Source organism: Sphingomonas caeni, from assembly GCF_026013415.1.
Taxonomy (GTDB): Bacteria; Pseudomonadota; Alphaproteobacteria; order Sphingomonadales; family Sphingomonadaceae; genus Sphingomonas; species Sphingomonas caeni.
The window spans coordinates 186,317-206,242 of the sequence record NZ_JAPDOK010000005.1; the positions used below are offsets into that span (position 1 = coordinate 186,317).

The 19,926-nt window shown below is 68.0% G+C and carries 16 protein-coding genes; 2 read left to right on the top strand and 14 right to left on the bottom strand.

Annotated elements, in window-relative coordinates; translation table 11 throughout:
* Window positions 1-58: 58 nt before the first annotated feature.
* Both OF829_RS14165 and OF829_RS14170 read left to right on the top strand, forming a co-directional pair.
* The gene (locus tag OF829_RS14165) at window positions 59-1,063 is read left to right on the top strand and encodes an alpha/beta hydrolase (RefSeq protein WP_264940734.1); all 1,005 of its coding nucleotides are present in this window, start codon (window positions 59-61) and stop codon (window positions 1,061-1,063) included.
* A gap of 63 nt (window positions 1,064-1,126) precedes the next feature.
* Entirely contained in the window at window positions 1,127-1,564 is a 438-nt protein-coding gene (locus OF829_RS14170) for an MAPEG family protein (protein WP_264940735.1), read from the top strand.
* Here OF829_RS14170 and OF829_RS14175 read toward each other — a convergent pair.
* From OF829_RS14175 to OF829_RS14240, 14 genes are all read right to left on the bottom strand, one after another.
* On the bottom strand, window positions 1,561-3,453 hold the full coding sequence (locus tag OF829_RS14175; protein WP_264940736.1) for an XrtA/PEP-CTERM system amidotransferase: 1,893 nt from the start codon (window positions 3,451-3,453) through the stop codon (window positions 1,561-1,563). The genes OF829_RS14170 and OF829_RS14175 overlap by 4 nt on opposite strands.
* A gap of 26 nt (window positions 3,454-3,479) precedes the next feature.
* Window positions 3,480-5,012 (bottom strand): exosortase A, encoded by a 1,533-nt coding sequence (gene xrtA / locus OF829_RS14180; RefSeq protein ID WP_264940737.1) that lies wholly within the window; start codon window positions 5,010-5,012, stop codon window positions 3,480-3,482.
* A complete protein-coding gene (locus tag OF829_RS14185) occupies window positions 5,009-6,214 on the bottom strand; it encodes a TIGR03087 family PEP-CTERM/XrtA system glycosyltransferase (protein WP_264940738.1) in 1,206 nt (401 codons plus the stop codon). Before OF829_RS14185 ends, xrtA begins: the two co-directional genes overlap by 4 nt.
* Complete coding sequence (locus tag OF829_RS14190; RefSeq protein WP_264940739.1) at window positions 6,214-7,287, bottom strand: FemAB family XrtA/PEP-CTERM system-associated protein; 1,074 nt, start codon at window positions 7,285-7,287, stop codon at window positions 6,214-6,216. Before OF829_RS14190 ends, OF829_RS14185 begins: the two co-directional genes overlap by 1 nt.
* A complete protein-coding gene (locus OF829_RS14195) occupies window positions 7,284-8,126 on the bottom strand; it encodes an XrtA system polysaccharide deacetylase (RefSeq protein ID WP_264940740.1) in 843 nt (280 codons plus the stop codon). Before OF829_RS14195 ends, OF829_RS14190 begins: the two co-directional genes overlap by 4 nt.
* A gap of 9 nt (window positions 8,127-8,135) precedes the next feature.
* Window positions 8,136-9,233 carry an ExeA family protein gene (locus tag OF829_RS14200; protein WP_264940741.1) on the bottom strand — a complete coding sequence of 366 codons (1,098 nt, stop codon included), beginning with the start codon at window positions 9,231-9,233 and terminating at the stop codon, window positions 8,136-8,138.
* Between the two features lie 17 nt (window positions 9,234-9,250).
* Entirely contained in the window at window positions 9,251-10,831 is a 1,581-nt protein-coding gene (locus OF829_RS14205) for a hypothetical protein (RefSeq protein WP_264940742.1), read from the bottom strand.
* Between the two features lie 23 nt (window positions 10,832-10,854).
* Window positions 10,855-11,829, bottom strand: a complete 975-nt coding sequence (locus tag OF829_RS14210; protein WP_264940743.1) for an AAA family ATPase — start codon at window positions 11,827-11,829, stop codon at window positions 10,855-10,857.
* A 4-nt stretch (window positions 11,830-11,833) separates the two neighbouring features.
* A complete protein-coding gene (locus tag OF829_RS14215; protein ID WP_264940744.1) occupies window positions 11,834-13,351 on the bottom strand; it encodes an XrtA system polysaccharide chain length determinant in 1,518 nt (505 codons plus the stop codon).
* A 7-nt stretch (window positions 13,352-13,358) separates the two neighbouring features.
* Window positions 13,359-14,000 (bottom strand): XrtA/PEP-CTERM system exopolysaccharide export protein, encoded by a 642-nt coding sequence (locus OF829_RS14220; protein ID WP_264940745.1) that lies wholly within the window; start codon window positions 13,998-14,000, stop codon window positions 13,359-13,361.
* A 302-nt stretch (window positions 14,001-14,302) separates the two neighbouring features.
* Window positions 14,303-16,720 (bottom strand): TonB-dependent receptor plug domain-containing protein, encoded by a 2,418-nt coding sequence (locus tag OF829_RS14225; protein WP_264940746.1) that lies wholly within the window; start codon window positions 16,718-16,720, stop codon window positions 14,303-14,305.
* A 53-nt stretch (window positions 16,721-16,773) separates the two neighbouring features.
* Entirely contained in the window at window positions 16,774-17,982 is a 1,209-nt protein-coding gene (locus tag OF829_RS14230; RefSeq protein WP_264940747.1) for a pyridoxal-dependent decarboxylase, exosortase A system-associated, read from the bottom strand.
* The gene (locus tag OF829_RS14235; RefSeq protein WP_264940748.1) at window positions 17,979-18,425 is read right to left on the bottom strand and encodes a hypothetical protein; all 447 of its coding nucleotides are present in this window, start codon (window positions 18,423-18,425) and stop codon (window positions 17,979-17,981) included. Before OF829_RS14235 ends, OF829_RS14230 begins: the two co-directional genes overlap by 4 nt.
* On the bottom strand, window positions 18,422-19,924 hold the full coding sequence (locus OF829_RS14240; RefSeq protein ID WP_264940749.1) for an acyl-CoA ligase (AMP-forming), exosortase A system-associated: 1,503 nt from the start codon (window positions 19,922-19,924) through the stop codon (window positions 18,422-18,424). Before OF829_RS14240 ends, OF829_RS14235 begins: the two co-directional genes overlap by 4 nt.
* Between the last annotated feature and the right edge of the window lie 2 nt (window positions 19,925-19,926).

The window sequence follows — 19,926 nt, forward strand, 5'->3', positions numbered from 1 at the left end:
CGCCGCTTCCCAAGCCCGTCCATGCCGCTAAGCTCGGCTCAAAATCGAGGAGGGGCCAATGCCGATCGACCGCCGCGCCATGCTGGGAGCCGCCCTCGGCGCCACGGCACTCGCCGCCAACGCTGCGAGGGCGCAGCAATGGGGCGATCCCCCCACCCCCGCCGCGGGCGACCCCAGGGCGCCGCAATGGCCGCCCGCGGAGAGCTTCACGCTGTGGCCCGCCGGCAGGATGCCCAATGCCCCCGCGACCCGCCCCACCCCGACGGCCACGATGAACGGCCCCGCCAATGCCCGTGAACTCTGGCTCACCGGCGTGGCCGAGCCGCATGTCGGGGTGTTCCGCCCCGCCAAGCCCGACGGGCGCGCGGTACTGATCATCCCCGGCGGCGGATACCGCTTCGTCTCGGTGCACAATGAGGGCATCGATGTCGCCGCGGCGCTCACCTCGCAGGGCATCACCTGCTTCGTCCTCGTCTATCGCCTGCCCGGCGAAGGCTGGACCAACCGCGCCGATGTGCCGCTCCAGGATGCGCAGCGGGCGATGCGGCTGATCCGGGCGGGCGCCAGGACCTGGGGGATCAACCCGGACAAGCTCGGCATGATCGGCTTTTCGGCGGGCGGGCACCTCGCCGCGATGCTGGCGGTGGCGCATTCGGACCCGGTCTATGCCGCGGTCGATGCGGCGGACGTCCAGTCGGCGCGACCGGCCTATGCGGGGCTGGGCTATGCGGTCACGTCCTTCACCTCGGCGGGCAAGGAAGGCAATACGCGCAGCGGCCTATGGGGCGAAACCACCGATGCCGCCACCATGGCGCGCTACAATGCCCTTGCCCGCGTCAGCTCGGACACGCCGGCCAGTTTCCTCATCCATGCGATGAACGACACGAGCGTGCCGATCCGCCAGAGCATCGCCTGGATGGAGGCCTGCCTCGCCGCGCGCGTGCCGGTCGAAGTGCATCTGCTCCAGACCGGCGGGCACGGCTTTGGCGGCGCGCATCTGCCCGAGAGTTCGTCGGGTCGCCCCTGGCCGCTGCAATTCGCCCGCTGGACCGCGCTCTTCTAACTCCGTTGCAATTGCGTACCGATTGCCGCAACCTTCCCGTCACAAACAGGAGGGGGAACCGACATGATACTCGTACCCGTGATCGTGCTGATCGCATGGAGCATGGTGATCTGGGCGTTGATGGTGGCTGTCCGCATGCCGGCGCTGAGAAAGGCCGGGATCGACGTCATGAAGATTTCGGGCAGCAGGCCCGGCGCGCTCGACGGCGTGGTCGCCGACAAGGCGCAATGGCCTGCGCATAACTACATGCACCTCGTCGAACAGCCGACGCTCTTCTACGCGGTCATCTTCTCGCTCGCGCTGCTCCATGCGGGCGGCGGGATCAACGCCACGCTGGCCTGGGCCTATGTCGGACTGCGCATCGTCCACTCGATCGTGCAGGTGACGAGCAACCGCATCCTCTATCGCTTCAGCCTGTTCGCGCTGTCCTCGTTCGTGCTGATCGCGCTGACGGTGCAGGCGTTCCGCGCGGCGATCCACGCCGGGCTGCTGCCATTCTAACCGAACAGGCGGACGAGGCTCCGTTCGAGCATCAGCAACTGCCATAGCGTCCGGCCGTGTTCCGCACGGCCGGCGCGATGCTCGGCGGCGAGATGGGCGATCGCCGCGGGATCGAACCAGCCCGTGGCGAGCAATATCTTCGAAGTGGCAAGGTTCGCGGCCTCATCGGCCAGCGCCTTGCGGAACCAGGCGCTCACCGGGGTCACGAAGCCCATTTTCGGGCGGTAGAGAATCTCCTTGGGCAGCCAGGGCTCGAGCGCCTTCTTCATCAGCCATTTGCCCTGCCCGGCCTTGATGCGAAGGCCCGGCGGCAGCGTCGCGGCGAACTGGACCAGGCGATAGTCGAGCAACGGCTCGCGCGCCTCGAGGCTCACCGCCATGCTGGTGCGGTCGATCTTGGTGAGGATATCGCCGGGCAGATAATGCTTGATGTCGGCATATTGGGCCCGGTCGAGCCCATCGCGCGCGGGGGCGCGGCGCATGGTGTCGGTATAGCGTTGCTCGGCGCGGTGCCCGCCCAGCGCCTTGCGCGCGGCGTCGCTGTAGAGCCGGTCGCGCAGTGCCGGGCCGGTGACGCCGACGGCCTTGGGGTAAGCGAACTCGCCGCCCTCGGCGAGCGCCAGCAAGGTGGTCTTGGCGCGGAAGGGGCGCGGCGCCCAATCGGCCTTGGGATAGAAGCGACCGAGCGTGCCGAACACGCTCGCCCGCAGCCCCTCCGGCAGCGCCGAACGCATCCGCTCCTCGGCGGCGAAGAATTTGTAGCGGCGATAGCCCGCGAACGCCTCGTCCGCCCCATCGCCCGATAGCGCTACCGTCACGCTTTCGCGCGCGAGCTGGCAGACGCGGTAGGTCGGCAGCGCCGAGGCGTCGGCAAAGGGCTCGTCGAACGCCGCGACCAGCGTGTCGATCAGCGCGAAATCGTCCGACGCCACCTTGCGCTCCCGATGCGCGGTGGCGAAGCGCTCGGCGATCAGCCGGGCATGGGCGGTCTCGTCATGGTCGGCCTCGTCGAAGCCGATCGTGCAGGTCTTGACCGCGGATTTGCTCGCCTCGGCCATCATCGCCACCACCGCCGAGCTATCGACCCCGCCCGAGAGGAAGGCGCCGAGCGGCACATCGGCGATCATCCGCGCGACCACGGCCTTGCGCATCAGATCGATCAGCTCGGCTTCGAGGTCCCGAGTCTTGCCCGTGGCGCGCTTCGAGAAATCGATGTCCCACCATTGCACCGGCTCAGGCACCGGCTTGCCACGTTCGAGCAGCAGGAAATGGCCCGCGGGGAGCTTCTTCACTCCCGCCAGCAGCGAGGCATCGTCGGGAACATAGCCGAGTCCCAGATAGTCCTCGACCGCCCGGAAATCGGCGGTGCTGCGGAACGAGGGATGCGCGAGCAGACCCTTGATCTCCGAGGCGAAGGCGACCGCGCCGTCCGACAGCTCGGTATAGACGAGCGGCTTCACGCCGAACCGGTCGCGCGCGAGGAACAGGCTCTTCCGCGTGTCGTCATAGAGCGCGAAGGCGAACATCCCGTTCAGCCGCGACAGCATGTCCGGCCCCCAGGCGCGCCAGCCATGGAGCAGCACTTCGGTATCGCCGCTGGTCTGGAAGCGCGCGCCCATCGCCTCCAGCTCGGCGCGGACCGCCTGGAAGTTGTAGATCTCGCCATTGTAGACGACGACCAGGCCCTGGTCCGCCGTCGCCATCGGCTGGGGGCTGCCCTCGATATCGATGATCGACAGGCGGCGATGGCCGAGGCCGACGCCCGGCGCGGTCCAAACCCCCGATCCGTCGGGCCCGCGATGCGCGATCGCATCGGCCATCGCGGTCAACCGCGCGGGGTCAACGGGCTTGGGGGTTCCGGGGTAATAGAGACCAGCGATGCCGCACATGCGCTGCCCCTAGCGGACCGTTGGAGTCAGCGCGAGCCCGACATGCGGTCGGCCAGCGCATCGATCGGGCCGACTGCCGCGAGGAAGTCGCGCACCGCCGCGTCGCTGTCATAATCGCTGCTGCGCTCGGCCGAGACCAGCACCGCGGCCGCACGCTGCTCACCGCCGAGCAATTTGACCCGGAGCGTCGCCAGCTTGACGCGCTTGTCGCTCCCGGTGATCACGCCGCCGACGCGGTACCAGCTGGTGACGACGCGCTCGACCCGGCCCGGCCCGACCATGCGCAGCGTATTCCCGCCCGCGACGCCAGGAAGATCCTCGATCCGCACCCAGCGGTCATTCTCGCGGATCGCACCGATGCCGAAGCCGACCAGCTCCTTGCCTTCATGCTGGCTGCCGTAGAGCGCGACGGCGAGATCGACCGCCCTGCCCTGCGCATCGACATAGCGGCCGATCAGGAAATGATCGGCGTTCGGGAAGTTGGGGGCCCAGGGGGCGGTGGCGCTCAAGGGCGCGCGGGTCCAGCCGCGGATTTCGGGGAGTTCGACCGTGGCGGGCAGCGGCTCGGCGCGCGCGGCAACGAGGCTCGACCAGCCGAGGAACAGCGCCGCCACCGCCGGTACCAGCAGCGAGGCGACCGCGCCGTCGATGTGGCGGCCAGGATCGCGCTGCAGCTTCGCCGGATCGAACCAGGCGGCATCGGGATCGCGGTCGAACCACTTCCAGCCGATCGCCAGCACCGCGACCATCACCAGCCCGAAGAACACCCAGCCATAGACGATATGATCGAGCCCCGTCGCCTGCTCTACCGAGGTCCACCAGGCGACATAGATGGTCCCGAAGGCGCGCAGCCCATTGGCGATCACCGGCACGACCAGCGCCATCGCCATGAAGGCGGCGCGGCGGCGCCACGAGACGTAGCAGACGTTCGCGACCAGCACGCCATACGCCACCATCGCGATCAGGAACTTGGCGCCGGAACAGGCCTCGGCGATCTCGAAATAGCCGTTGGGGGTGGAGATCAGCACCCCGTCCACCTCGGCGGGGACGCCGAACAGATGGAGCAACGGCATCACCATCCGCACCGTGATGTCCTGCAGCGGCTCCTCGAGAAAATCGCCGAAGGGCACGAGGAAGACCATGTACGCCAGCGGAAACAGCAAAGCGCGGGTCACGCCCAACCCCAGCACGCTCACCACTGCGCCCTGCATCATCAGCACCAGCCCCGCATGGCGAAACAGCGCCACGCCCGCGGCGTCGCCGATCAGCCAGCCGAACCCACCCGCCGCAACGACGATCAGCCCCGGCCACCAACCGCTCGGGCTCACCCGCGACAGCTCCACGCGGCGCTGCCACACCAGCCAGGCGATGACGGGCGCGACGAACAGGCAGTGGCCGAAGGTGGTATTGGTCCAATAGATGGTCGCGAGGTCGCCCGCGTCGCGGTGGAAGAGCAGCAGCAGCGCCGCCCAGCTTCCCGCGAGCATCGCCGCGTGCCGCTTCCACGCGGGACTGAACTCGACCGAAGGCGCCCCGCGGGAGGCGGTCGCGGCGGTCACCGCTCGATCCTCTTCCCGATCGGCCGGACGTCCAGAATCTTGTCGAGCGGGGCGAGCCGAGCCTCCCAGCTATAGCGATCGATCACCCGTTGGCGCGCGGCCTGCCCCAAAGCGGCAGCCTTTTTCGGATCCGACAGGAGCTGCGTCACTTCCTCGGCGATCTCGCCGACGGTCGCGCCGACCTTGATCGTATCGGCATGGTCGATGCCCTGCGCCGCCGCCGCCGAGGCGACGATGGGCTTGGCCATTGCCATGCCCTCGAGCACCTTGTTCTGGATGCCGCGCGCGAGCTTGAGCGGCGCCACGACCACCGAGGCGGCCGCGAGCCAGCCGCGCACGTCGGCGACCTCGCCGGTCACCGTCACGCCCGGCTGCTTGGCGAGCGCCTTGACCGCGTCGGTGGGATTGCGCCCGACGATCGCGAAGCGCGCATCGGGGTGGACCAGCCGGATATGCGGCAGGATCGTCTCGACGAACCAGATCACGCCCTCGATGTTCGGGCGGTAATCCATCTGCCCGGTGAAGACGATCAGCCGCCCCATCGCGTCGATACGCTTGAAGCTCGCCTGCGGATCGAACTGGTCGGTATCGATCCCGTTCTCGATCACATGGACACGCTCGGCGCCGGTGCGCTCGACGAACAGATCGGCCTCGGCCTGGCTGACGAACAGGTTCGCATCCGCCCGCGCCGCCACCGCCTTTTCGTGCGCGAGCAGCATCCGCGCCTCGCGCGCCATCATCCAGCCCTTGGGCCCCTTCGAGGTCTGCGCGTAGGCCGCGAACTTCGCCGAATCCATGTCGACAAAGTCCATGATCACCTTCTGGCGCGGCCGCGGCGGCAGATATTGCGCCATCTGGCTCGAGAAGACGAAGATCGTGTCGATCGCGTGCCGCGCCAGCAGATTGTCGACCGCGGCGCGGATCTCGGGATTGTCGAACGCGGTCAGCGACACCGGGCGGTGCGACATCAGCGCCTCGAACCCCGACGTCGTTTGCCCCTTGGAACGCCATATCACCGACCGGTTGCCGGTATAGCGCGCAAGGCCGCCCTTGTTCTTCATGTCCTTGGGATCGTCCGCAAAGGCGATCAGGTGGACGCGCTTCTTGGTCGAAAGATACTTCAGGATGTGGAAGCCGCGGATCTTGTCCCCCCGGTCGGGCGGATAGGGGATGCGGTGCGCGAGGAAGAGGAGGTCGCCCATCAGCCGAGACCCTTCGAAATGAAGGGGCCCGCACGGTTGGCGAGCCACAGGGGCAGCCGCTTCCACACGGCGATCTGCAGCCGGTATTTGGGGTTGAGCGGGCTCGCGTCGCGCGCCTTCCCGCCCCCGGCGATGCGCTCATAATAGGTCAGCGGCTCGGGCTCGAAGCCCCAGGTCTTCTTATAGGCTGCGGGGCCCGTCCCGGTCTTCGAGCGGCCGAAGTCGAAGCGCGTGCATCCGCGCTCGCGGGCGTGGCGCATCAGCTCGAAATACATGCGGTCGTTCGCGCGCAGCGGGCGCGCAGCGGCGGTGCCGCCGCCCCAATAGGGATAGACCGTGCCGTTCCAGTAAAGACTCAATACGCTCGACACAGCCACTCCGCGATGCCGGACTATCAGGATGTCGGCAGATTTGCCAAACTCCCGCAAAACCTCGGAAAATAGAGTCCGGGGAAATACGGGAGTGCCGAGATTGCGGACCATCTCGGCATAGACGGCGTAATGCTCGTCGGCGTCGGCGAGATGACAGCCGGTCGCCACTTCAAGGTCGAATCCGAGCGATTTTCGGACCTCGGCGCGCTGCTTGCGCGGGATGGCGAGCATCTCGGCCTCGTCATCTGCGGCGAGCGGGCGGACGAAGCCCTGATAGCGCTCTTTCTCGATGTCCCATTCGGGCCCGGGCAGCGGCCCGCCGCGAACCTCCATCGATCCGCAACCGAGCTTTTCCGCGAGCGCCCAGCTCGCCTCGGCGAGCACTGTCACGGCCTGGTGGCTATCGGCGAGAATCCCCCCGCCCACCCCGAACCCGGCCGAGGCCATCACGCTGCCGAACAAGGGCGACTTGCAATGCGTCAGCGGCATCACCCCGACGATCTCGCCATTGCCCTTTTCGGCGACCAGATAATGCGCCTTCTGCCCGCAGCCCTTCTCCACCGCGATGCTCCATGCCGGCAGGTGAAAGGGCGTGCCCTCGCGATGATCGTGCACGAACGCGCCGATCCGGGCGCGCTCGATCGGATCGCCCAGATTGGCGACATGAAGGCCGATCGGCTGCGAGAGCATGGGCGCATTCATTGCAGCTTCGCCGCTTCATGCGCCACCACCGCGTCGGTGCGGCCCCAGTCGTGCCCGGCGATCAGCGTGCGCAGCTTGCCCGCCATCGCGCCAAGACGGGCATAGTGGCGCAGCTTCGACTTGATCGGCGCCTTGGCGACGCGCGGCTGGTCGGGATCGATCTCCCAGGGATGGAAATAGAAGACCGCGGGCCGCGCCGCGCGGTTGGCCTCGCTCACCGCCCCGCTGACGATGCTGCCCGGCAGCAGCCGGAAGAAACCGCCGCCGGTGGTGACTTCCTTGCCCGCGACCCGGGCGATGGTGACCGGCAGCTCGATCAGGTCCGAGTCAGCGAGCGGCTTGTGCGCGGTGCGCGGGGCATCGGCCCAGCCATAATGATCGTGCCGGATCGGCGCGACGCTCGATGAATAGGCATAGCCCTCGTCCGCCAGCACCCGATGGGCCCAGGGCGTCCGCATGTCGATCGAGAAGCTCGGCGCGCGGTAACCCGTCACCTTGGCCCCGCTCGCATCCTCGATGGTAGCGCGGGCGCGGGCGAGGTCGGCGCGGAACTGTTCGGGGCCCATGGTGAAGACGCGCTGATGGTCCCAGCCATGGCTGGCGATCTCATGGCCCCCATCGACGATCCGCCGCATCAGCGCCGGATAGCGCTCCGCCACCCAGCCGAGCGTGAAGAAGGTCGCCTTGGCGCCGGCAGCGTCGAACAGCGCGAGCACCTTGTCGGTATTGGCCTCGACGCGGTGCTCGAGCGAATCCCAATCCGCCCGGTCGATCACCTTCTCGAAGGCGCCGACCTGGAACCAGTCCTCGACATCGACGGAGAGGGCGTTGAGCACCATGCGGGGCGCTCAGGCCGCATTGCCACGGCGGAGCGCAGAAAGATCGGCGGGCTTGCGACCGTCGCTCTCGACCCAGTCGACCAGCAAAGTCAGCACGCGGCGCAGCGCCTCGTCCTGTTCCTTGAGATGCACCTCCAGCTCGGCGATGCGGCGCGCCATGGCGGGATCGCTGCTTCCCTGATCCTGCCGGATCGGCGAAGGCTGCGGCGGCGTGATCGGCATCGGCGCGATATCGTGCAGGTCCAGCGGCTCCTCGGCGGGCGAAGGCGGCTGCGAGGGCACGTAATTGGACAGCGGCGTATCGTCGTTGAGATCGGCGATCACCGCGGCTAGGTCCTCGGCCTGGAACGTGTCGATCTGCTCGATCGCCCCGAACAGCAGCACGCGCCCCGCAAGCTGGTTGAGCCGGCGCGGGCTGCCCCCCGACCAGCGGTACATCGCCGCGACCGCGTCGTTGGTGAAGCGCGGCTTGCCCCGCCAGCCGACGCACGACAGGCGGTGGATCAGGTAAGGCTCGACCTCGTCCGCATCCATCGAATCGAGATGGTGCATCGCGATCACGCGCTGGCGCAACTGCTCGAGCCGCGCATCCTGCAGGCGCAGACGGAACTCGGGCTGGCCGAGCAGGAAGATCTGGAGCAGCGGGTATCCGCCCGCCTGGAAATTGGAGAGCATGCGCAGCTCCTCCAGGCTTTCGAGCGGCAACGCCTGCGCCTCGTCGACGACCAGCAAGGTCCGCCGCCCGCTGCGCGCCACGGCGTGCAGCCCCTTCTCGATCGCCGAAAGCATCGCCGCCTTGCTCAGCGTCGATGCCTCGATCTCCAGCCCGGCCGCGACGAGCCGCAGCAGATCCTCGGGCTTGAGCTGGGTGGAAACGATCTTGATGACGTTCATTCGCTCGCGGTCGATCTGGCCGAGCAGATGCCCCATCAGCGTGGTCTTGCCCGCGCCCGGATCGCCGGTGATCACGACGAAGCCCTCGCCCTGGCTCAGGCCATAGCCGAGATAGGCCATCGCCTTGCGGTGCGTGGCGGTATCGAACCAGAAACGCGGATCGGGGGTCAGCTGGAACGGCCGGCCGCTCAATCCATAGTGATCGTCATACATGGCGTTTGTCCCGCCCCTCAGAAGCCGTAGCGCAGGCCGACAAGGCCCTGCGCGTTGAGCTGATCGGTACCCTGCGCCTTATAGCCATAGACGCCCACCGCCGCGGTGCCCTCCAGATGGCCGAAGAAGCGCTGGGTATAGGCGCCATTGGCGCCCCAGCCCATCGTCGTATCCGAACCCGGCAGATCGCTGTCATACATGGTGATGAAGGCGTTGCCGCTGATCGAGGCGCTGCGGCCCAGCTCACGCGCCGCGAAGATCTGCGCGTAATAGGTCTGGTCCGAGGTGCCGTTGATCGAGATGCCGGGCACGCCCGGCCCGGCAGGCGCGATGAAGTCGCGCCGTGCATAGCCGCCGCCAAAGCCCAGATGGTTGGGCCCGCGGTTGAACACCAGCACGCCGGTGACGCCGCGCGCGCGGTAATTGCCCGTTGCTGCCGAGGCGAAGATGCCGTTCATGCAGCTGCCCGCGGCGCTGCCCTGATTGCCGAAGGTGCAGCCGCTATTGTTCTGCTGGAACGGATTCTCGCTGTCGGTGTCGAACGAGGTCGGCAGCGCCGCGACGCCGCCATTGGCCTGCTGGCCGAAGCTGGTGACGCTGTCATAGACGCCGACCTGGAGGCCCGAACCCGGCCCGATCTGATAGGAGAGCGAACCGGTATAGCTCCACGAACCATAGCGCTTGCCGACGCGCGCCTCGAGGAAGGTGCGGCGGCTAGGGCGCCAGATCACGCCCGCGTCCCAGAAGAGGCCGTCGGTGTCATAGGCGATGCGCGGCGTCGAGGCGGGATCGGTGATGAAGCGGCCGTTCGCGTCACGCTGGACCACGCCGCCGACCACCAGCGCGTCGCGCTGGGTGATGCGGATCTGTTCGTAGCCGACGCCGCCGGCGATCGCGAGGCCGCGCCCGATCGGCAGCACCACGTCGCCGCGGCCATATTTGCCCTCGAAACGGTTATCGAGCTGGCCGGCATTCTCGCGGGTATAGGCGCCGCTGACGGTGATGCCGATCGGCAGGATCGTCCCCGATTTCACGCCCGCGCTGGCGGTCGCGACATGGACGGTCGAATCGTCATAGATATCGAGCGGGATCGCCGTGCCCGGAACCCCGGTGCCGCCGCGCGGCGCCTCCACTCGGGTATAGCCGAAGCGATAGGCGCCGTTGACGAACATCGGCCCGACATGGGTCGAGAGATTGGGGCCGGCATAGGCCGAATAGATCTGGCTGCGGTTGTTGCCGCTCAGGCTGAGATTGCCCGGCGAGGCGCCGCGGATGTCGGTCCGGCCGCGCACCGCCATGCCGCCCGCCTCGAGCGTCAGGCCCGGGGTCACCCGCGCACGCACGATCGCGATGCCGCTATGCACATCGTCATCGGGGGTGGCGTTGTCGTAGGAGAAGCGGTGCTGGTAATTATAGCTGAGCTGCACCTCGACGCGGCGCGAATGCATCGAGACGTCGATGCCCGCGCCCACGGTCGAATAGGTCAGCACGTCGCCGCCCTGGAGGTCGGCGGTGAGCACCTGCCCCACATCGATATGCGGGCGGATCTGCGCGCGCTGCGCCTGGGCGGGCGTGGCCGCCAGTGCCGCGAGGGACAACAGAGAAAGTGCAACGAACCGGGTCACTTGCCCGCCTCCCCATAACCATAGCCGTAATAGCTCCCGAACCGGCGGCCGCCGGGCTGGAGCGAGACCGAATTGAGCACGAGCTGGATATGCTCGCAGGCATCGAGCATCGCGGTCGCCTCGCGCAGGTCCGACTCGCTGGTGCGGTCGGCGCGGACGACGAGCATCACCTGCCCCGCATGCAGCGCCAGCACCGAAGCGGGCGAGGCGGCGAGCGCAGGCGGCGAATCGAAGATCACGATGCGGCGCGGATTGGCCGCGGTCAGCCCGTCGATCACCGTGCGGGCACGGTCCGACGCGAGCATCTCGGTATCGCTATGGCTCTTGGTGCCCGCGGGCAGGACGCAGAGCTGCGGCACATCGGTCTCGACGATGCAGTCCTCGGCATTGCCGACCGCGCCCGAGAGCACGTCGAGCAGGCCCGGCCCCTCGGGGATGCCGAGCCGGCTGAGAATGTCGGGCTTGGCGAAATCGGCATCGACCAGCAGGATTTCGACATCCTTCTCGGCCGCCATCGAAAGCGCCAGGTTGATCGCGCAGAAGGTCTTGCCCTCGTCGGGCTGGGCCGAGCAGACCAGCACCATCCGGGCGCGCTGCGCGTCCGCCGCCGCCACGCCGCGCGCGGTGAGCAGCAGCTGGCGCTTCACCAGCCGGAATTCCTCGGCGAGCGGCGTGACCGAGCCACCCGGCACGATCATCCCGCCCTTGCGCAGCGCCTCGCGGTCGATCGTCGCGGTGCGGCGCCCGCTGGCGATCTTCTGGACCGGCGCTTCCTCGGCATAGCCGCGCCGGATCGCCGGGGTGTCGAGCTCGAGCGGCTCGTCGGGCGCCTGATAGGCCGGCATCTGCGGCGGCGCATAACGCGGCTCGGCCACCGGAGGCGGCGCCACCGGCGGCTGGCCATAGTGGAACTGCTCGGCGGCGCGCTCGAGCAGGGTCCCCTTGTAGCGGCGCGGGCTGTGATCGTTCATCGCGTCACGCCCCCAATCCGCGCTGGATGATATCGACCCCGAGCAGCGCGACCCACGCCACGCACAAGGCGGCGACCCCGCCTGCGAACAGGGTCAGCTTCTTGCGGCGCATCGCGATCTGGGCCTGGGTCAGCACCTCGCCGATCGAACCGATCACCGGCATCCCCGTGGCCCTTTCGAGCTTGGCCGCGGTCGGGAAGGTCGTCTTGAGCTTGCCGAGCGCGAATGCCGCGGCGATGCCCATGCCGAGCCCCGCGATCAGCACGCCCGTCAGCAGCAGCGGCCGGTTCGGCGAGGTCGGCGCGCGCGGCTGGGTCGGCGGGTCGATCACGCTGAACTTGACCGAGTCGGTGTCGGTCTGGACCGAGCTCTTGATGCGGACCTGCTCGCGGTCGGCGAGCAATTTGTCGTACTGGTCCTTGAGCACCTGATAGTCGCGGTCGATCGCCGACTGCTCGGCGGCCGCGGCCGGATTGTCGGTCAGCGCCGCCTGGAGCCGGTCGAGATCGCCCTGGATCGCGCCCTTGCGCTGGGTGAGCATCGCGACCTGCGTCACCTTGTCGGCGCGCATCGCCTGGAGGCTGACATAAAGCGGGTTGCTCGCCGAACCGCCCCCGCCGCCCGTCAGCGGTTCGCGCGCGGCATCGCGCTGCGCGGCGGCGAGCTGGTTGCGGAGCGCAATCACGTCGGGATGATTGTCGGTCCAGCCGCGGGCCTGCGCCTCGGCGAGTTGGCCCTGGATCGCCGCGAGCCGCGCCCGCGCCGGCCCGGCGACGGCGCCGCCGCCGGGACCCGCCACATTGGGCGTGGTGCCGCGCATCTGCGCGTCGATCGTGGTGAGTGCGCTCTGCGCCGCGGCAAGGTCGCTCTCGACCTGGGCGAGCTGCGAGCGCGCCTGGCTGATCCGCTCCTGGAGCGAACCCGTGCCCGGGAGCGAGCCCAGATAGCGCGCCTGGAAATCGGATTTCTTGGCCTCGGCCTCCTGCAGCGCCTTTTGCCGCGCGTCGATCTGCTGGTCGAGGAAGCGCAGCGCCTGCGCGGTCTCCTCGCGATTGCCCGAGAGATTGTCCTCGACGAAGATATCGATCAGCTTCTGCGCGATCTGCTTGGCCAGCGTGCCGCTGCCCGCGGTCACGGTGATCTCGAACAGATTGTCGGCCGTGGCGGTCAGCTTGATCATCGTCTGCAGCGACGCGACCCGGTCCGCCACGTCGCGGTCGGTGCGCACCGTCTTGGCGAGATCGGTGCCGCGCACGACCTTCTCGAGGTTTGCCGCCGAAGTGAGCGTCTGGCGCACCCGGTCGATATCGCGCTGCTGGTCCTGCTGGGCCTGGAGGCCGTCGGTCGGCAGGATCTGCTGGAGCTGGACCGAGACGCGCGCGCGGCTCTCATATTTCGCCGGCATCTGCGACACGACGAGCCAGCCCGTGAGGCACACGCCCCAGGCCACCGCCAGTGCGAGCCACCGGCGCATCCAGACCGCATGCATCGCGGCGCGAAGTTCGTCGTAGAGACTACCCATCAGCGGCTCAGAACATACTTTCCGGAATGATGATGACGTCGCCCGGCTCGAGCTTCACATTCGCCCGGACATCGCCATTCTTGAGGAGGTCGCCCAAGCGGAGACCATATTCGACCTGCCGCCCGCTGCGCTTGTCGAAGCGGACCAGCCGCGCGCGGTTGCCCGCCGCGAATTCCGAAAGCCCGCCGACCGAGATCATCGCGTCGAGCAGGGTCATGTTCGCGCGATAGGGGATCGAGGCCGGCTTCTCGGTCGCCCCTACGATGCGGACCTGCTGGCTGAAGGTGCCCGAGAAATTCTCGACGATCACCGAGACGATCGGGTCCTTGATATATTCGCTATAGGCGTAGCGCAGGTCGTCCGCGAGCATCGCCGGGGTCTTGCCGACCGCGGGCATGTCGCTGATCAGCGGCACGGTGATGCGCCCGTCGGGCCGCACCTGCACCTTTGCCGAAAGATCGGGGTTGCGCCACACGAAGATGGACAATTGGTCCATCGGGCCGATGACATATTCCTCGCTGGGCCCTTCGCGCCCGCCGCCCACAGGCGCCGCGGGCAGCTGCGGCCGCCCTCCGCCGACACAGCCGGACAGGAGCGTCATCGCGAGAACCGGGGCCGCGAAGACCTTGCCGAAAACAGAGAAACGCATGCTCGAGCCTCCCTCCATGCACGGGCGGTGAGCGCCGACGTCTCGGCACAACCCGCGCTGGATCGAGGCCGGTATGGGGCTGGAGAGGTAAAGATAGCGTTAGGGGTTGGGCTCGGTTGGCCGCGTTCGAGGGGCTTATTGCGCACCCGTTCCCAATCGGGGACGCGTCCCGGATTCGAACCCTGAGGACGAATTCAATTCAATCGTCATCCCGGCGAAAGCCGGGACCCAGAATCACACGCGCTGCCGTTCCTGGCTCTGGGTCCCGGCTTTCGCCGGGATGACGGTATATCTCAGCCACCTTATCGGAAGGCGAAGGTTAGCCGCAGGTAATAATAGCCGCCATTGACCCCGAAAGCCGAGAAATTGGGGTAGATTTCCACCGCCGGGCTGCCCGCCTGCGCGGCGACGTTGAGCCCGGCCTGGTTCACCCGCTCGGGGCGGATATCGAACAGATTGTTGGCGCCTAGGGTGAAGCTCAGGCCGTCGCCCAGCCGGTACGACACATCGAGGTCGGTAATCAGCGCGGTGCCCGTCTCGTCGAGGTAGAAATTGCCGTCGCCCGGATCGGCGAAGCGCGAGGCGTTGCCGAACAGGCTTTCCTTGGCCGAGATCGTCAGCCGCCCCTGCGTGTACACCCCCGCCAGGATGATCTTGTAGCGCGGCGACGCCGTCTCGAGCGTCGAGAGCGCGACCTTGTCGAACAGGCTCTGCCCCGATGCGGCAAGCGCCGCCGGGGTCGCGCGGATCCTGGTGATCCCGGTCTCGCTGTAGTTGCCGGTCAGCGACCAATCGATCCGCCCGCCGGCGAATGGCGTCATGAAATTGAGCACGACGTCCACGCCGCGCGTCCGCGTATCGATTCCGTTCGAAAAGACGTTGATCCCCGAAAAGGGCACCGGCTCGAGCACATTGCCATTGGCCACGATCGCCTGGTTGACCGCGGCCGAGCGCAACGCGCCGTTGTAAAAGCCGTAGAGCGTGCCGCTGGCGACGATCCGGTCGCGGACCGAGATCTGGTAGGCATCGACCGAGAGCGTCGCGCGCGGGGCGAGCGTCGCGACGATCCCCGCGCTGAAATTGGTCGAATGCTCCGGGCTGAGCGGCTCGATCCCGATCAGCCGCGCCGCAGGGGCATTGGGCGGCAGCTGGACGAAAGCCGAATTGGGCTGGACGTTGGTCGCCGAATAATAGGCCTCGGCCAGCGTCGGCGCGCGGAACCCCGTGCTCGCCGTGCCGCGTAGCGCAACCGCCGGCGTGACGGCATAGCGCGCGCTGACCTTGCCCACGGTCGTGTCGCCGAAATCGGAGAAATGCTCGAACCGCCCCGCGAAATCGAGCGTGAGGGCGGGCACGGGCAGGAAAGAGACCTCGCCATAGGCAGCGATGTTGCGCCGGCCATGACTGCCCGCGTCGGTGAGCGAGAAGCCCGGAAAGCTCTGCGACCCCGCCTTGTAGCGCGATGCCGGATCGCCCGCCCGCAGCGTGTAGCGCTCGGTCCGCAATTCGGCGCCCAGCGCCAGCGTCACCGGCGCGCTCAGCCCCAGGTCGAGCTCGCGGCGCAGATCGAGATTGGTGATCGACTGTTTGGCGGTGAAGGCGCCCGCGTCGAAATCGGCAGGAGTCCTTCCGGTATCGTTGAACAGGTCGATATTCGCCGATCCGGTCACCTGGACGCGGTTGTCGTTGATACCATAGGTGTTGCTGAGGTCCCAATCCCAGCCCGCGACTTCGCCGCGCGCCCCGACCGTGACCGAGATATCCTGCGTCCGCAGCCGGTCCACGGGATTGAAGCCCAGCGGATAGAGCTGCGGCAGCCGCGTCGGCAGCCGGAAATTGGCCCAGCCGCCCGCACGCTTGTAGCCATAGCTGCCGAACGCATAGACCTCGACATCGGGCGAGACCTGGTAGCCCGCATTCACGCTCGCCAGCTGCAGCGTGTAGCGCGCATCGCCGAACACGCGGTTGAGATAGGGATAGCCGGGCAGGTTGCGCCATTCGGGATGCGCGCCCGATGCGATCGCCCGCTCGACCCGGGCATCGGGCCCGCCGGCATTGCTGTAATTGTGATAGCGGCTCTCGAAGGTCAGGTTGAGAAACCCGTCCTGCCCCAGCGGCGCGCCGATATTGGCTGACACCCCCAGCGTCTCGCCATCGCCCTGGAAATATTGCCCCGCGGTCATGCTGACGCGCCCGCCCGAGCGGTCGTCACTCAGGATGATGTTGACCACCCCGGCGATCGCATCCGAGCCATATTCGGCGGCGGCGCCATCGAGCAACACTTCGACGCGGCCCACCGAGGCCATCGGAATGAAGTTGAGATCGGGCGCCGCGCCCCCCTGGAAGGCGCTCGACAGCACCGAAAGATTCGCGGTGCCGTGCCGCCTCTTGCCGTTGACGAGGATCAGCGTGTGGTTTGGCGACACCCCGCGCAGCCGCGCGGCGAGCGACTCATTGGCAAGGTCGTTGCCCACCGCCTGGGTGTTGAGCGAAGGCAGGCTGGTCGCCAGGGCATTCATCAGGCTGGGCGATCCCGCGCGCTCGAGCGTCCCCGAATCGAGCACCTGCACCGGCGCCGGACTGTCGATCGCCCGCAGCCCAGTAGCACGCGTGCCCGTCACGATGATCGGGCTTTCCGGATCGGCTTGCGTGTCCTGGGCCAGCGCAGGCTGGATCGATCCGAGCGCCACCAGCATGGCGCCCGCACTGAGCTTGATCATTCGGTTCCCCCCGAGCATGGAATCGATCGGAAGAGGGGCATAGCATGCCGCTCTCAAACGCCCACGAGAATCTCCCGCACCGCCGGATGCCCCAGAAACGCGCTCGGACTGGCGCTCGCCCCATAGGCCCCCGAGGCGAATACCGCGATCACATCCCCCACCTCCGCCCGCGGCAGCGCCACCCGGTCCGCCAGCCGGTCGAGCGGGGTGCAGAGCGGCCCCACCACCGACACCACTTCCTCCGCCTCCGCGCCGATCCGCCCGGCCACCGCGACCGGGTAGTTCCGCCGCACCACCGTGCCGAAATTGCCCGTCGCGGCGAGATGGTGGTTGAGCCCGCCGTCCACCACCAGGAACGTCTCGCCCCCGCTCTCCTTGCGGTCGACAACACGCGCCAGATAGATGCCCGCCTCGCCCACCAGCCAGCGCCCCAGCTCGACCGCGAAGCGCGTGGCGGAGAGGATGGTCGGTCGGCGGTCGAGCTGCTGGCCGAGCGAGCGGCCGATCGCTTCGACATTCACGGACACGTCGCCCGCGAAATAGGGGATGCCGAAGCCGCCGCCGAGATTGACCAGCGGCGGCGGCGAATCCACCTCTTCGGCGAGGCGGCCCGCCAGCGCGACGGTCGCCGCCTGCGTCTCGCTGATCGCCGCAGTATCGAGCGACTGCGATCCGGCGAAGATATGGAAGCCGCGCCACTCCGCCCCCGCCGATCCGATGCGTTTCACCAGCGCCGTCACCCGCGAGGCATCGACGCCGAACGGTGAGGCCCGCCCGCCCATCCGCATTCCCGAACCGCGCAGTTCGAAATCGGGGTTCACCCTGACGGCAAGCCGCGGGACCTTGCCCAGCCGCTCCGCGATCGCGAAGGCGCGGCTCGCCTCGCCTTCCGATTCGAGGTTGATCGTGGCGCCCGCCACGATCGCCGCCTCGATCTCGGCATCGCGCTTGCCGGGCCCGGCGAAACTCATCGATTTTGACGTCATGACCGCAGTCACTTTTTCGAGCTCGCCCGCCGAGGCGACGTCCATGCCATCGACAAGCGGCGCGATCGCGCTCAACAATGGGGCATAAGGGTTTGCCTTCACGGCATAATGTATGCCTACACCACTCGGGAGCGCCGCCCGCAGCCGCGCGATCCGTGCACGCACGATCCCGAAGTCATACGCATAGAGCGGGGTGCTGCCAGCTTGCGCGATCCACTCGGCAAGCGGCAATTCGCGCGCGGCGAACTCGGGCGGGATGGGTCCGCTGGCCTTCACGACTTGCGCCGCTCCATGCCCTCGCAGGCGACATGGACGAAGGCGACATTGCCCAGCTTGAACCCCGCGTTGCGGGAAATCGGTTCCTGGATGCCCTGCCCGCGCGGCGCGCGGCTGAACTTCACCCCGGCCCCTTCCGCGGTGGCGGCGACTTCGTCGATCATGAGCGTTTGGGGATCGATTGGGCCGCCGCCCACCGTGTAGGGCCAGTTGCCGTCGGGCGTGTGGAGGAAGCCCTGTGCCGAAAGCCGAACCATGGTGTAGCCACCCTTGTAGCAACCGATGACCGGGCCCTTGTCCGGCATCATCCAGTGCTGGATCACGAGCCCGCTGTTCCAGATCAACGCCAGCGCTGCCAGCGCGACCACCCCCAGGATGATCGCGCCGCGGCGCTTGATCGCCACCATCGCGGTATCATCCGGCGCGTCCACGGGTTCCGTCATGGTGCCTGCTCCAATTCCTGCCGGATTGCCGCCCGGTCCAGCTTCCCATTGGCGTTCCTCGGCAGCTCCCCGCGCCACTCATACCGCACCGGCTGCATGAAGCTCGGCAGCTCGCGCCGCAGCCGGTCGCGCAAATCCGCCTCCCGCGCGCCATCGCCGCGCGCCACCACCACGATCGCCTGCCCCAGCCGTTCGTCCCTGACCCCGAACGCCGCCGCCTCGGCCGCCTCGCCGCCCGAAAGCACCGCTTCCTCGATCTCGGTAGGGCTGATCCGGTTGCCGGCCGACTTGATCATCTCGTCGTCGCGCCCGACGAAGCGGAGCAGCCCGTCCGCGCCCTCGATCACAGTGTCCCCCGACCATACCGCCATGCCCCCGCTTGTGGCGTAATCCGGCGCGGGACGGAAGCGCTGCGCGGTGCGCTCGGCATCCTGCCAATAGCCCTGCGCGACCAGCGGCCCGGCATGGACCAATTCCCCGGTCTCGCCCGGCGCGGCGCGGCTGCCGTCGGGGCGCACCACCAGAATCTCGGCAAAGGGAATGGCGCGGCCCACCGAGTCCGGATTGGCATCGACCAGGGCGGGATCGAGGAAGGTCGAGCGGAACGCCTCGGTGAGCCCGTACATCGGATAGAGATCGGCGTTCGGGAAGCGTTCGCGCAGCCCTTTGACCATGCCCCGCGTCAAGGCCCCGCCCGAATTGGTCAACCGCCGGAGCTTGCCCGCGGTCTCGCCCCACTCGGCCTCGAGCAGCTGCACCCAGAGTGGCGGCACTCCCGCCAGCGTGGTCGCATCGTACCGCTCGACCGCCTTCACCACATCGCGCGCGGTCAGATAGTCGAGCGGGATCACCCGGCCGCCGGCGCGCCAGGTCGAGAGCAGCTGGTTCTGACCATAGTCGAAGCTGAGCGGAAGTACGCACAGCACGCGATCTTCAGATCTTATCTGAAGATAATGGGATACACTCACCGCTCCCAACCATAAATTGGCGTGGCTGAGCATCACCCCCTTGGGTTTTCCGGTCGACCCCGAGGTATAGAGGATCGCCGCCAGCGCATCGGGATCGGCGGCGGACGCGGGCATGGCGTCGCTGCCCGTCAGTTCCTCCTCGGTCACGATCCGGCAGTCCGCCGGCATGTCGCCAGGCTCAAGCGTCTCGATCCGCGCCGCCTGCGTCACCAGCAACCGCGAACCCGAATCGGTCAGGATATGCGCTACCTGCGCGCGCTTGAGCACCGGATTGACCGGCACATGCACTAGCCCCGCCCGCGGCGCGGCGAGCGGCATCAGGCAGGCGGTGCGCGTCTTGGGCAGCCAGCTCGCCACCCGATCGCCCGGCTTCAGCCCCTGCCCGCTGAGCCAATGCGCCATGCCCCCCACGGCGGCTTCCAGCCCGGCATAGGTGAGCGTGCCCGCGCGATCCTCCAGCGCAATGTCCCCCGCCGCCCCGCATCCGGGGAGCGTATCGATCGGCCTCGGCACGGGATCGAGCGGAACCATGC